Origin of the sequence: Promicromonospora sp. NPDC060271 (assembly GCF_042726755.1) — a bacterium.
Taxonomy (GTDB): Bacteria; Actinomycetota; Actinomycetes; order Actinomycetales; family Cellulomonadaceae; genus Promicromonospora.
The window spans coordinates 17,930-30,063 of the sequence record NZ_JBHXBG010000061.1; the positions used below are offsets into that span (position 1 = coordinate 17,930).

The 12,134-nt window shown below is 72.7% G+C and carries 12 protein-coding genes; 7 read left to right on the forward strand and 5 right to left on the reverse strand.

What is annotated here, in order from left to right:
* Positions 1 to 56: 56 nt before the first annotated feature.
* Positions 57 to 419, reverse strand: a complete 363-nt coding sequence (locus ACFWE2_RS11590) for a DUF3817 domain-containing protein (protein ID WP_377224376.1) — start codon at positions 417 to 419, stop codon at positions 57 to 59.
* Between the two features lie 74 nt (positions 420 to 493).
* Positions 494 to 1,414, reverse strand: coding sequence for a DMT family transporter (locus tag ACFWE2_RS11595; RefSeq protein ID WP_377224377.1), 921 nt, complete (start codon positions 1,412 to 1,414; stop codon positions 494 to 496).
* Here ACFWE2_RS11595 and ACFWE2_RS11600 point away from each other — a divergent pair.
* Positions 1,413 to 2,822: a PLP-dependent aminotransferase family protein gene (locus ACFWE2_RS11600; protein ID WP_377224378.1), complete on the forward strand. Its 1,410-nt coding sequence runs from the start codon at positions 1,413 to 1,415 to the stop codon at positions 2,820 to 2,822. The genes ACFWE2_RS11595 and ACFWE2_RS11600 overlap by 2 nt on opposite strands.
* A gap of 82 nt (positions 2,823 to 2,904) precedes the next feature.
* On the opposite strand, the gene ACFWE2_RS11605 is transcribed toward ACFWE2_RS11600, so the two are convergent.
* On the reverse strand, positions 2,905 to 3,237 hold the full coding sequence (locus tag ACFWE2_RS11605) for a TfoX/Sxy family protein (protein ID WP_377224379.1): 333 nt from the start codon (positions 3,235 to 3,237) through the stop codon (positions 2,905 to 2,907).
* A 21-nt stretch (positions 3,238 to 3,258) separates the two neighbouring features.
* Entirely contained in the window at positions 3,259 to 3,756 is a 498-nt protein-coding gene (locus ACFWE2_RS11610; protein WP_377224380.1) for a nitroreductase family deazaflavin-dependent oxidoreductase, read from the reverse strand.
* Positions 3,757 to 3,861: 105 nt separating this feature from the next.
* On the opposite strand from ACFWE2_RS11610, the gene ACFWE2_RS11615 reads away from it, so the two are divergent.
* The 6 genes from ACFWE2_RS11615 (at position 3,862) to ACFWE2_RS11640 (ending at position 11,121) form a co-directional block, all read left to right on the forward strand.
* A complete protein-coding gene (locus ACFWE2_RS11615; protein ID WP_377224381.1) occupies positions 3,862 to 6,843 on the forward strand; it encodes a glycoside hydrolase family 2 TIM barrel-domain containing protein in 2,982 nt (993 codons plus the stop codon).
* A 98-nt stretch (positions 6,844 to 6,941) separates the two neighbouring features.
* Positions 6,942 to 8,057: a mannonate dehydratase gene (locus ACFWE2_RS11620; protein WP_377224387.1), complete on the forward strand. Its 1,116-nt coding sequence runs from the start codon at positions 6,942 to 6,944 to the stop codon at positions 8,055 to 8,057.
* 75 nt (positions 8,058 to 8,132) lie between these two features.
* Positions 8,133 to 8,738: a DinB family protein gene (locus ACFWE2_RS11625; protein WP_377224382.1), complete on the forward strand. Its 606-nt coding sequence runs from the start codon at positions 8,133 to 8,135 to the stop codon at positions 8,736 to 8,738.
* A 165-nt stretch (positions 8,739 to 8,903) separates the two neighbouring features.
* Complete coding sequence (locus tag ACFWE2_RS11630; RefSeq protein ID WP_377224383.1) at positions 8,904 to 9,293, forward strand: VOC family protein; 390 nt, start codon at positions 8,904 to 8,906, stop codon at positions 9,291 to 9,293.
* A gap of 36 nt (positions 9,294 to 9,329) precedes the next feature.
* On the forward strand, positions 9,330 to 10,175 hold the full coding sequence (locus tag ACFWE2_RS11635; protein WP_377224384.1) for an alpha/beta fold hydrolase: 846 nt from the start codon (positions 9,330 to 9,332) through the stop codon (positions 10,173 to 10,175).
* 127 nt (positions 10,176 to 10,302) lie between these two features.
* Positions 10,303 to 11,121: a DUF1206 domain-containing protein gene (locus tag ACFWE2_RS11640; protein ID WP_377224385.1), complete on the forward strand. Its 819-nt coding sequence runs from the start codon at positions 10,303 to 10,305 to the stop codon at positions 11,119 to 11,121.
* On the opposite strand, the gene ACFWE2_RS11645 is transcribed toward ACFWE2_RS11640, so the two are convergent.
* The gene (locus ACFWE2_RS11645; protein ID WP_377224386.1) at positions 11,085 to 12,005 is read right to left on the reverse strand and encodes a fructosamine kinase family protein; all 921 of its coding nucleotides are present in this window, start codon (positions 12,003 to 12,005) and stop codon (positions 11,085 to 11,087) included. The two genes, ACFWE2_RS11640 and ACFWE2_RS11645, sit on opposite strands and share 37 nt — an antisense overlap.
* Positions 12,006 to 12,134 lie beyond the last annotated feature (129 nt).

The window sequence follows — 12,134 nt, forward strand, 5'->3', positions numbered from 1 at the left end:
AGGTTCAAGCCGGTACGGAATCTCGGTGCGAGCCCGCGTACCCGCGCTGACCGGGACTAGCTGGTCGGTTCCAGCTCAGGCGTCGTCAGGGCTGCCGCCTCGCGGTCGGCCGGGTCCGCGAGGTAGCCGCTGCGCTTGAGCCACCACTCGGCGAGCAGCGTGGTCAGCGGCGGGACGGACGCGGCGAGGGCCACCAGGGTGCGGAACCAGCCCCAGCGCAGCCTGACCGCTACGACCAGCGTGACCGCGACGAACAGCACGAACGCGCCGCCGTGGAGGCGGCCGAACAGCCACACCCCTGCCTCGGTGGTCTCCGTCACGTACTTGAGGAACATGCCGACCAGGAGCCCGGCCCAGGTGAACGCCTCGATCCAGGCGACGATGGCGAACAGGCGGCCGAGGCGGGACATCGCGGGCATGCGGAACCTTCCGGAGGTGAGGCGGCTAGCTCCCCCAGTCTGCCCGACGCCGGACGGTGCTCCGCGCGGTCCGGCTACCGCAGCCGGGACCGGACGGCCGTGCCCGCGCAGGCGATGACGGCGGCCCCGCCGAGCACCGTCGCCCAGGTGAGCTGCTCGTGCAGGAGCACCGCCGCCCAGCAGAGGCCGAGCACCGGCTGGACCAGCTGGACCTGGCTGACCTGCGCCATCGGACCGATCGCGAGGCCCCGGTACCAGGCGAAGAAGCCCAGGAACATGCTCACCACCCCGAGGTAGCCGAACAGCGCCCAGTCGAGCGGGGTGCCCGACGGCGGGTCCTGCACCAGCGAGACACCGGTGAGCAGCGCCATCGGCGCCGCGGCCAGCACGAGCGCCCACGAGATCGTCTGCCAGGCGCCGAGCTCGCGGGCGAGCAGCCCGCCCTCGGCGTAGCCGACGGCGCACGCGACGACCGCCCCGATCAGCAGCAGGTCCGCACCGTGCAGCCCGTCGAGCCCGCCGCCCCGCACGGCGGCGAAACCGACAGCCGCTAGCGCGCCGAGCGCCGCCGTCACCCAGAACGAAGCCCGCGGCCGCTCGCGCGTACGCAGCACTGCCAGCACTGCCGTCACCGCGGGCAGCACCGCGATGATGACGACGCTGTGGCTCGCCGACGCCGTCGCCAGCGCGAACGAGGTGAGCACCGGGAAGCCGAACACCACACCACCCGCGACGACCGCGAGCCGCCCCCACTGCGCGCCCCGGGGCAGCCGCTGCCTGGTCACCCCCAGGGCGACGGCCGCGAGCGCCGCCGCGACGACGGCCCGGCCGCAGGACACGAACAGTGGTGACATGCCCCCGCCGTCGACCACCATGCGGGTGAAGGGGACGGTGAGCGAGAAGGCCACGACGCCGAGGAGTCCCCACCAGAGCCCGGCCCGTGCCGGGGATAGCGGCAGTGCGGTTCGGAGAGTAGCGCTACTGTTGGTTGTCATGTATGACGATAGCAGTGCTCGTATCGTCGCCGGCCTGCTCGAGTGGATCGCCGCCGCCGCGCCGGGGGCCCGGCTGCCGTCCAGCCGGGCCCTCGTGAGGCAGTACGGGGCGAGCCCCGTCACGGTGCAGAAGGCGCTGCACACCCTCGCCGCGCAGGGTGTGGTGGAGACGCGGCCGGGTGTCGGCGCGTTCGTCCGGGCGGTGCGCGTGCCGCGCCCCCACGACTACGGCTGGCAGACGGCGGCCCTCGGCCCACGCACCAGGCCCGTCCAGCAGCTCTCCCGGGCCCTGCACACCGCCCCGAACGACGTGACAGCACTGCACTCCGGCTACCCGGACCGCGAGCTGCTGCCCGAACGCCTCGTGCGGTCGGCGTTCACCAGGGCCGCCCGCAGCGACGCCGCCGTCACCAGGTCGCCCGCCGGCGGGCTGCCCGAGCTGCAGGCGTGGTTCGCCGCCGAGCTGGGTGGCGCGGCACCCGTCGGGATCGCTCCGCCCACGCCCAGCGACGTCGTCGTCTTCCCGGGGAGCCAGTCCAGCCTCAGCACGGTCTTCCGCGCCCTGGCGGGCGCCGGCCGACCGCTCCTCGTCGAGTCACCGACCTACTGGGGCGCGATCCTCGCGGCCGAGCAGGTGGGCGTGCAGCTCGTACCGGTGCCCAGCGGCCCGCACGGCCCGGATCCCGACGAGCTCGCACGTGCCTTCGACCGGACCGGCGCGCGCGCCTTCTACGCGCAGCCGAGCTTCGCCAACCCGACCGGCGCCCGCTGGTCGCCCGGGCTGTCCGACGAGGTGCTGAGGCTGGCTCGCGAGCACGGCGCCTTCGTGATCGAGGACGACTGGGCGCACGACTTCGGGATGACCCACGACGTCGTCCCCCTCGCCGCCCGCGACGACGGCGGGCACGTGGTCTACCTGCGCTCGCTGGCCAAGAGCGTCTCGCCGGCAGTGCGGGTCGCGGGGCTCGTCGCCAGAGGGCCGGCCCGCGAACGCATCCTCGCGGACGCGCAGGCCGAGGCCATGTACGTGAGCGGCATGCTGCAGGCCGTGGCCCTGGACGTCGTGACCCAGCCCGCCTGGCGCGCCCACCTGCGTGGCCTGCGCCAGCAGCTCACGGCCCGCCGGGACCTGCTGCTCGCTGCGCTGCGGGAGCACGCGCCGACCGCCCGGGTCGAGGCGGTGCCGCAGGGTGGCCTGAACCTGTGGGTGCGGCTCCCGGACACCACCGATGTCGCGCGCCTGGCCCGGGACTGCGAGACGGCCGGTGTCATCGTGGCAGCGGGCGACGAGTGGTTCCCCGCCGAGCCGACCGGTGCCTATCTGCGACTCAACTACTCCGGGCCGAATCCCGGGGCCTTCCCGGAGGGCGCACGCGTGCTCGGGGAGATGCTGGCGCGGCAGGGCTGAGCCCTCCCTGCGATGACCATGCACCTGCTGCCACGCGGACCCGTCTCCTGGCAGCAGGTGCATGGTCGACGGTGGCCAGCGGCTACTTCGGCGGCAGCGAACCGGCGTGGTCCACGCCCCGCCGTACCCAGCCGGCCAGCTCTTCCTCGGTGCCGAGGTCGTCCGGCCCTACCGACAGCCAGCCGGCCATGACGCGCGCGCCCATCACGGCGCGTGTCGCGGTGGTCGTGCGCTCGAGCTCCTCCGCGGCGTCGGGCCCGACGCGCACCAGGATCCCTTCCGAGCCGCGCACCGCCACCGCGAGGTTGCCGTTCACCAGGAAAGACAGTCCGCCGAACATGCGGCGCTCGGTGACGGCGGGCACGCCGTCCAGGACGGTTCGGATCTCGTCCGCGAGCGCCAGGTCGTAGGCCATGCCCACGAGGCTACGCCCGCGTCACCGGGAGCGGACCGGGACCCGCTGCAGCCGGAACAGCCGCACCACCCGGCCGGAGTCCCGTTCGTACCCGCGGTACCCCGGCCACTGCGCCTCGATGAGGGCCCAGGTGGCGTCGCGCTCGTCGTCCCCGATGAGGGTCGCGCGGACCGGGATCCGCCGTCCGCCCACGCTGATGCTCGCGTCCGGGTGGGCGAGCAGGTTGTACGTCCAGGCCGGGTGCCGCCCCTGCGCGAAGGCCGACCCGGCGACGATCGCCCGCCCGGGCCCGTCGGGCGTGTACATGAGGTAGGTGTCGCGTGGCTCGCCCGACCGCGCACCGGTCGTGTGCAGCACGAGCGACGGCACCAGCAGGGCGCTGACCTGCAGCCGCCCTCGGGAGAGCCAGGCGAGTGCCCGTTCGGCCGGCGGCAGCAGCACGGGGCCGACGGCGCGGAACGCTCGCGTGCGGGTCAGGGGGGCGACCGCCGTCCGGACGGTGCGCAGAATGCTGGCCATCTGTCCATCATCTGGCTCCGGGCACCCGTCGGCACGGCCGCGCGGGGTACCGTCTCGACCGGCGCTTGTCTGTCCGCTTCCCCACCCTCTCCGCCTGGAGGAGTCATGACCACCACCCACGAGTCCGTCACCACCCCGGAGGGTGTCGTCGCACCGCGATTCCGTCCGCCGGCCGGCGCCTCCAGCTCAGCGACCCTGTCGCTCGACGGGGAGTGGCGGTTCCGCCTGTTCCCGCATCCCGAGACGGGTGTCGACCGCGCCGAGCGCGGCGACGACTGGGACCGGCTCGTGGTGCCCGGGCACTGGCAGCTCGCCGGGGCTCCGCACGCGTGGCCCTACGGCGTACCCGAGTACAACAACGTGGACTTCCCGTTCCCGGTCAATCCCCCGTACGTGCCGGACGACAACCCGACGGGCGAGTACCGCACGACGCTCCGGGTGCCCGCCGACTGGCCGACCGACGGGCGCACCCTCCTGCGCTTCGAGGGTGTGGACTCCTGGTTCCAGGTGGCGCTCGACGGTGAGCTGCTGGCCACGTCGCACGGCTCCCGCCTGCCCACCGAGGTGGACCTGACCGGCCGGCTGCGCGCGGGAGGCGAGCACCTGCTCGCGGTCCGCGTCACCAAGTGGTCGGCCATGTCGTACATCGAGGACCAGGACCAGTGGTGGCTGTCCGGGATCTTCCGCAGCGTCACGCTGGAGCACCGGCCGGACGGCGCGCTCGACGACGTCCGGGTGCGCGCCGACTACGACCACACGACCGGCGTCGGCACGCTCCGGGTGGACGCGGCGACGGTGGTGGCCGCCCGCGGCGCGGTCGCGGCACGGGTAGCGGTGCCGGAGCTCGGCGTCGAGGGGGCGGCCGGCGAAGAGCTGCGGGTCGCCGTCGAGCCGTGGAGCGCCGAGCGGCCGCGGCTGTACGACGTGGTCGTGTCGACGGACAGCGAGACGGTGACCCTCGCCGTCGGCTTCCGTACCGTCTCCATCGAGGACGGGGTGTTCCTCGTCAACGGCCGGCCGATCAAGCTGCGCGGCGTCAACCGGCACGAGTTCGACCCGCTGCGTGGCCGTGCCGTGACGCCCGAGCGGATGCTCGAGGACGTGCTGCTCATGAAGCGGCACCACATCAACGCCGTCCGCACGAGCCACTACCCGCCGCACCCGCACTTCCTCGACCTGTGCGACAGCTACGGCCTGTACGTGATCGACGAGAACGACCTCGAGACGCACGGTTTCGTCGGCGAGGGCTGGGCCGGCAACCCCACCGACGACCCGGCCTGGACGGACGTGCTCGTCGACCGGGTCACCAGGACGGTGAGCCGCGACGCGCACCACGCGAGCGTCATCATGTGGTCGCTGGGCAACGAGGCGGGCGGCGGACGCAACATCGAGGCGATGGTCGACGCCGTCCGGGCGCTCGACCCGAGCCGACCGATCCACTACGAGGGCGACTACTCGAGCGAGCACGTGGACGTCTACTCGCGGATGTACGCCGAGAGCACGGAGGTCGAGCTGATCGGCCAGCGCATCGAGCCGCCGCTGGAGCGCGCCGACGCCGATGCCCGCCGTCGGGCGATGCCGTTCCTGCTGTGCGAGTACGCGCACGCGATGGGCAACGGGCCGGGCGGTCTCGCCGACTACGACGCGGCCTTCGACCGGCACGCGCGCCTGCTCGGCGGGTTCATCTGGGAGTGGATCGATCACGGCCTGGCCCGCACCGACGCCGACGGGAACCCGTTCTTCGCGTACGGGGGCGACTTCGGCGAGCGGTTCCACGACGGGACCTTCGTCGCCGACGGCCTGGTCCTGCCCGACCGAACGCCTTCGCCGGGCCTGCTGGAGACGGCGGCGGTGTACGCGCCGATCCGGATCGACCCCCAGCCCGACGGGACGCTGCTCGTCCGCAACCGCTACGCGTTCCGCGACACGAGCCACGCGGAGCTCAGGTGGACCCTGCACAGCGGCGCGGAGGAGCTCGCGACGGGCACTCTCGACGTGGTGCTGGAGGCCGGGACCGGGACGGTGGTGCGGCCGCCGTCCGACCTGGTGCTGCCGGAGCCGGGCGAGGCCCCGGTCTGGTGGACCGTGCGCGCCGTCCAGCACAAGGCGGAGGCGCTCGAGGAGGCGTGGCTCGAGCCCGGCTTCGAGCTCGGCGCCGGCCAGCTCCTCCTCGTCGAGCCCGCGCCGCTCACCGCTCCGGTGGGTCGGGTGTCCGAGGAGGCCGACGGCGGGTTCCGCGCCGGTCCCGCCCGGTTCGACGGGCGCGGTGACCTCCGCGAGCTCGCCGGCCGGACGGTGCGCGACTTCCGGGTCGACGCCTGGCGCGCGCCGACCGACAACGACCGCCGCGCGGGGAACTGGCTGGGGACGTCCGACGAGGAGAAGTGGCGCAAGGCGGGTCTGCACCTGCTCGCCGAGCGCAAGGGCGGGGTCGCCGTCAGCGCCGACGGGGCGCTCGAGATCGACGCCAGGATCGCGGGACCGGCGACCCGCTCGGGCTTCGTGACGCGGTATCGCTGGCAGCCCGTCACCGACGCACCGGACGCGGTGGACCTGATCGTCGACCTTCGGCCGGAGGGCCGCTGGCCCGAGAACGTGGCTCGCCTCGGCGTGCGGCTCGCACTCGACGAGGCGGCGGCCGCCGAGACGGGTGTCCGCTGGACGGGCCTCGGGCCGGACGAGTCGTACGCGGACTCGAAGCAGGCGGCGCTCGGCGGTTCGTGGCAGCACACCGTCGCCGACTGGCAGACCCGGTACACCCACCCGCAGGAGAACGGCGCACGCCGGGGGGTCACGAGCGCCGTCCTGTCCTTCACCGACGGGACCGGTCTGCGGATCGACGCACGGGACGTGACGGTCGGCGCCCGGTCGCAGCTCGGGATCGAGCTGTCGCTGCGCCCCTGGTCCGACGAGGCGCTGGACCGTGCCGCCCACCCGCACGAGCTCGTGCCGGACGGCAGGCTGTGGCTGCACCTCGACGCGGCACAGCACGGCGTCGGCAGCGCCGCGTGCGGCCCGGGCGTCCTGCCGAACGCGCAGCTCCACGCGGCGCCCGTCCGGATGCGGCTGCGCTTCACCACCCTGTGAACACGTGCCCGCCCCGCGCCGCGGGGCGGGCATGATGTATACAAGGGCGGACATACAAGTGCGACGACGAGACGACGACGAGAGGTGCGGCCGTGAAGATGGGCTTCCGCTGGTACGGCGAGGGCAACGACACAGTGACCCTGGATCAGGTGCGTCAGATCCCTGGCGTGGAGACCATCGTGTGGAGCCTGCACCACAAGCAGGCCGGTGAGGTCTGGGAGCAGGCGGAGATCGACGCGGAGGTCGCCCGCATCACCGGCCTGTCGGACGAGGCCCGCGCCAAGGGCGTGACGAAGACGTTCGACGCCGAGGTGGTCGAGTCGGTCAACGTCCACGAGTCGATCAAGCTCGGCCGGACCGTTCTCGGGATGAGCCGCGACGAGGCGATCGCGAACTACGTCACGACCATCGAGCGGCTCGGCCGCGCCGGCGTGAAGGTCGTCTGCTACAACTTCATGCCCGTCTTCGACTGGCTGCGCACCGACCTGTGGCACCCGCTGCCCGACGGTTCGACCGCGCTGTACTACGAGAAGGCGGTCGTCGACAGGATGTCGCCGGAGAGCCTCATCGCTGACATGGAGGCGAACACGCACGGGCTGACCCTGCCCGGCTGGGAGCCGGAGCGCCTGGCGAGCTTCCACGAGCTCAACGAGGCCTACGTGGGCGTCACGCACGACGACCTGTACGCGAACTACCAGTACTTCCTCGAAGCCGTGATCCCCACGTGCGAGGAGTACGACGTCAAGCTCGGCGTCCACCCCGACGACCCGCCGTTCGACGTCTTCGGCTGGCCGCGCGTGGTCTCCAGCAAGGAGCGCATCGCCCGGGTGCTCGACCTGCACCCCAGCCCGTACCACGGCCTGACGCTGTGCCTGGGCAGCTTCTCCGCCAACCCGGAGCACGACGCCGTCGACGCCGTACGGACCTTCATGGACCGCATCCACTTCTCGCACGTGCGCAACATCAAGCACTTCGACAACGGCGACTTCACCGAGGTGGCCCACCGCGCCGTCGAGGGCAGCGTCGACACCACCGGGATCATGAAGGCGTACGCGGAGGCCGGCTACCAGGGCTACATCCGGCCCGACCACGGACGCCACCTCTGGGACGAGAACACCACGAACAAGCCCCGCCCCGGGTACGGCCTCTACGACCGGGCGCTCGGCATCCAGTACCTGCTCGGCGCATGGGACGCGTTCCGCTACCAGGCCTGAGGGGCAACGCCCGTCCGATCTTCTGGGGCCGATTTTCCGTGGCGGTCGGCTCCGGCTCGGGTCCACGATGCTCGTATGGACCCACAGGAACAGGCCGAAGAAGCCCTGACGACGCGCTGGACGCAGTCCACAGTCTTCCCCGACATGTGGACCGACCCCGACGACGACCCGCGCGAGACCGATAGCCCGACCGACGAGCGCGGGCTGCTGCTGGACTACCTCCGCTACTACCGGCTCACCCTGGAGATGAAGTGCGGAGGGCTCGACGCCGAGCAGCTCGCCCGCCGGTCGGCCCCGCCGTCCACCATGTCCCTGCTCGGTCTGGTGCGGCACCTCGCCGACGGCGAGCGGCATCTGCGCCGCGTCATGGCGGGCGAGGACGCTCCCGACCTGTACCGCACGGAGGAGGACCGCGAGGCGGAGTGGAACGGCGCGGTCGCCGACCCGGCGGTCGTCGAGGACGCCTGGCAGGCCTGGCACGCCGAGATGGACGCCACCGACCGCTACCTCGACGGCGTCCCCGACCTCGGCACGTGGAACGCCGGCACGTCCGACCTCGGACCGGAGGGCGGCGACCTGCAGCTTCGAGATGCGCTCCTGGGGCAGATCGTCGAGTACGCCCGACACTGCGGGCACGCCGACATCCTGCGCGAGCGGATCGACGGCCGCGTCGGCCAGTGACCGGCGTGGTGAACCGAGGGTGATGTCCGTCCGGTGCGGGCCGGCTGCCTTGCGGCTGCGTCCCGTGGTGGGACTCTGGAAGGGACTGACGCCCCGCGGCGCGCCCTGCGGTGCGGTCACCGCCGGTCACGAGGGAGTGAGACAGCGATGGTCACTGTGCGCAGTGTGTATCCGAGCTTCTCGGCGAACGACATCGACGCGGCCCGCACGTTCTACGCGGACACGCTGGGGATGCGGGTGACGGCTCTCCCCGAGGGTGGGGGCCTTGCGCTCCATCTCGACGGCGGCACCTCGGTGTTCGTGTACGCCAAGGAGAACCACACCCCGGCGTCGTTCACGGTCCTGCACCTCACCGTCGACGACGTCGACGTCGTGGTGGACGAGCTCACCGCCAAGGGCGTGAAGTTCGAACGCTACGAGGGTTTCGAACAGGACGAGAAGGGCATCGTGCGCGGGTTCATGGAGGGAGGCGACGGCGCCTGGTTCACCGATCCGGCGGGCAACGTCATCGGGCTCGCCGACGGCGGAGGATTCGAGGCGGCCCTCAGCCGGTAGTCGGGCGCGGTATCGGACTCGGTACCATCTGGCCCTATGTCACCCACGTTCGTCCTGGTCCACGGCGCTTTCGCCAACTCGTTCTCGTTCGCGCCGCTCCAGGCGGAGCTCGCCCTGCTGGGTCACCGCTCGGCTGCGGTCGACCTGCCAGGGCACGGCTTCGCGGCGACCTATCCGGCCGCGTACCAGGCGCCGCAGGACCTCGCGGGGCTGGCGACCGCGCCAGGCAGCATCAAGGGCGTCACCCTGGCCGACAACGCCGCCCGGGTCATCGAGGCGCTCGAGCGCGCCAAGGAGCACGGCCCGGTGATCCTGGTCGGTCACAGCAGGGGCGGCGCCACGCTGACCGCGGTCGGCAACGCCCGTCCGGACCTGATCGACCGCATCGTGTACGTCTCCGCGTGGGCGCCGGTGGATCTCGGAGTGGGCGAGTACTACGCCGAACCCGAGATGGCGTCCGTCGACGCCGGGGTCCTCGCCGGGGTGCTGGCGGCCGACCCCGCCGCCGTCGGCCTGCTGCGCGCCAACTTCCGCACCGCGGACCCGGCGACGCTCGCGGGCCTCAAGGAGGCGTTCCTCGCCGACGGCACCGACGACGAGTTCTTCGCCTTCCTCAACACCTTCCAGCCGGACGAGAACCTGGACGCGGGCACGTCGGCGGACCGGGTCCAGGCCGCGACCTGGGGCACGATCCCGCGGACATACGTGCGGCTCAGCGGCGACACGAGCATCCCGGTCGCGATGCAGGACCGGATGATCCGCGAGGCCGACGCGCTCACCCCGGACAACCCGTACGACGTGCACACCCTCGAGTCCAGCCACCTGCTGTGGCTGGTCCGGCCGCGCCCGGCGGCGGAGCTCCTGGCGAGCCTGGCCGGCTAGCCGGCGCCCCGCGGCGTGCCTCGTGGTCGTCGACTGGATCGCCCCGTGCGCGGAATGCGTATTGCGGTGAAATGCGCGAATCTGTAGGTAGGCCGCGTTCCGTGCGGCTCGACGGAGGTACAGGTCCATGTCCGATAACACCATCCCTCCTTCGGCCGACGCCGCCGCGCGGCGGACCAAGAACAGCAGAGCCGTGCAGCTCCTGGCCCGAGGCGGCTACGTCGCCTCCGGTGTGCTGCACGTGCTGGTCGCCTGGCTGGCCGTCCAGCTCGCGCTCGGCCAGCCGGAGGGCCAGGCGGACGAGTCCGGCGCCTTCCGCACCCTGGCCCAGATGCCCGGCGGCGAGGTGGTGCTCTGGGCGGTCGCCGTCGGCTTCGCGGCGCTCGCCGTCTGGCAGCTCCTCACCGCCGCCGTCGGCGTACCGAACGCGGGCAACCAGGCAGGCGAGCGGGCCAAGAGCGCGGCCAAGGGTGTGCTCTACGCGGCGCTGGCGGTCTCCGGGGTCAGAGCCGCGCAGGGCACCGGTGGATCGGGCAGCAGCGAGGAGAGCATGACCGCACGGGTCCTGGAGATGCCGGGTGGTCCGCTGCTCGTGGGCGCCGGCGGCCTGGCCATCGTCGCCGTCGGCGTCTACCACGTGGTCAAGGGAGCGCGGAAGAAGTTCCTGCGGGACCTCACGGGAACCGGCGGAGGTTCGGTCGGGCAGGTCGTGGTGCGGCTCGGACAGGTGGGTTACGTCGCCAAGGGAGTCGCGCTCGGCGTCGTCGGCGGGCTGATCGTGGCAGCGGCCGTGACCACGGACCCCGCACAGGCCGGCGGGCTCGACGAGGCGCTGCGCACGATGCGCGACCAGCCGTTCGGCACGGCGCTGCTCATCGTGATCGGGCTGGGGATCGGCGCGTTCGGCGGTTACTCGTTCGCGCGGGCACGGTTCGCGCGCCTCTGAGCCGTCCGCCGCCGGAACGGGGCGAGCGTGGCGCGCAGCTGATCGGCAGCGCCCCAGTCGTCGTCGAACTGCGCGACGACCGCCAGGTGCTGGCGGAGCTGGAGGATCGGCATGCGTTCACGCCAGCCGGCGTCGAGCGAGGTCAGCTCCGCGTACAGGTCGAAGAAGGCGTGCGCCTCGGGCGGTGGCGCGGTCGTCCACAGGTGAGCCAGATCGACCTCCGCCCATGTGTACGAGACCGCCGGGTCGATCAGAGCCGGCTGCCCGTCGGGCGCGGCCAGGACGTTCTGCGCCCACAGGTCGCCGTGCGTGAGGCAAGCGGTCTTCGCGGGGAGCAGCTCGGGCAGCCGGGCGCACAGCCGCTCGAGCGCCGACCGGTCCGCGGCGTCGAGCGCCGCCTCGACGCGGGGCTCGTCCAGCCAGCGCAGCAGCCGGTGCCGGGCGAAGAACGCGAAACCGTCGTCGGTCCAGGTGTTGACCTGCCGACGGCGGCCCAGCCAGTTGTCGCGATGCCAGCCGAACCGGTCGTGAGCGGTGCCCGTGTGCAGGCGAGCGAGGGTGTGCGCGAACTGCTCCCAGAAGGCCTCCGAGCTCGGCCTGGGCCGGAGCACCGAGAGCACGAGCAGGTCGCGGCTCGCCAGGAGCACCTCCGGCGTCATGACACCCCCGTGGGTGCGCAGCGCGTGCAGACCCTCGGCCTCCGCTGCGAACGCGTCGTCCGACGGCGGTTCGGCGAACGCCTTGACGAACACGGACGTGCCGTCCGCACGGGTCGCGAACCCCGCCGTCGCCGCGAGCCCGCCGGTCGCCGGCTCGACCGTGACGACGTCAGTGAACTCGGTCGCGTCGAGCCGATCGACCAGCAGCGACGTCGGATCCACCACGGGCGTGCTCCTCTCGACGGCTCCGCCGCGAGTGGCGAGGCGTCCGCATTCAAGCACGTGGCCCGCCCGCTCCGCCCTCGCACAAGGCCGCTGGACCGAAGCAAGGACCCTGCTCCGTGACACCGGAAC

What these genes read in the sequence shown, in the direction of transcription:
- ACFWE2_RS11590 (WP_377224376.1), bottom strand. Translation starts at nt 419, where the DNA reads ATGCCCGCGATGTCCCGCCTCGGCCGCCTGTTCGCCATCGTCGCCTGG.
- ACFWE2_RS11600 (WP_377224378.1), top strand. Translation starts at nt 1,413, where the DNA reads ATGTATGACGATAGCAGTGCTCGTATCGTCGCCGGCCTGCTCGAGTGG.
- ACFWE2_RS11595 (WP_377224377.1), bottom strand. Translation starts at nt 1,414, where the DNA reads ATGACAACCAACAGTAGCGCTACTCTCCGAACCGCACTGCCGCTATCC.
- ACFWE2_RS11605 (WP_377224379.1), bottom strand. Translation starts at nt 3,237, where the DNA reads ATGGCCTACGACCTGGCGCTCGCGGACGAGATCCGAACCGTCCTGGAC.
- ACFWE2_RS11610 (WP_377224380.1), bottom strand. Translation starts at nt 3,756, where the DNA reads ATGGCCAGCATTCTGCGCACCGTCCGGACGGCGGTCGCCCCCCTGACC.
- ACFWE2_RS11615 (WP_377224381.1), top strand. Translation starts at nt 3,862, where the DNA reads ATGACCACCACCCACGAGTCCGTCACCACCCCGGAGGGTGTCGTCGCA.
- ACFWE2_RS11620 (WP_377224387.1), top strand. Translation starts at nt 6,942, where the DNA reads ATGGGCTTCCGCTGGTACGGCGAGGGCAACGACACAGTGACCCTGGAT.
- ACFWE2_RS11625 (WP_377224382.1), top strand. Translation starts at nt 8,133, where the DNA reads ATGGACCCACAGGAACAGGCCGAAGAAGCCCTGACGACGCGCTGGACG.
- ACFWE2_RS11635 (WP_377224384.1), top strand. Translation starts at nt 9,330, where the DNA reads ATGTCACCCACGTTCGTCCTGGTCCACGGCGCTTTCGCCAACTCGTTC.
- ACFWE2_RS11640 (WP_377224385.1), top strand. Translation starts at nt 10,303, where the DNA reads ATGTCCGATAACACCATCCCTCCTTCGGCCGACGCCGCCGCGCGGCGG.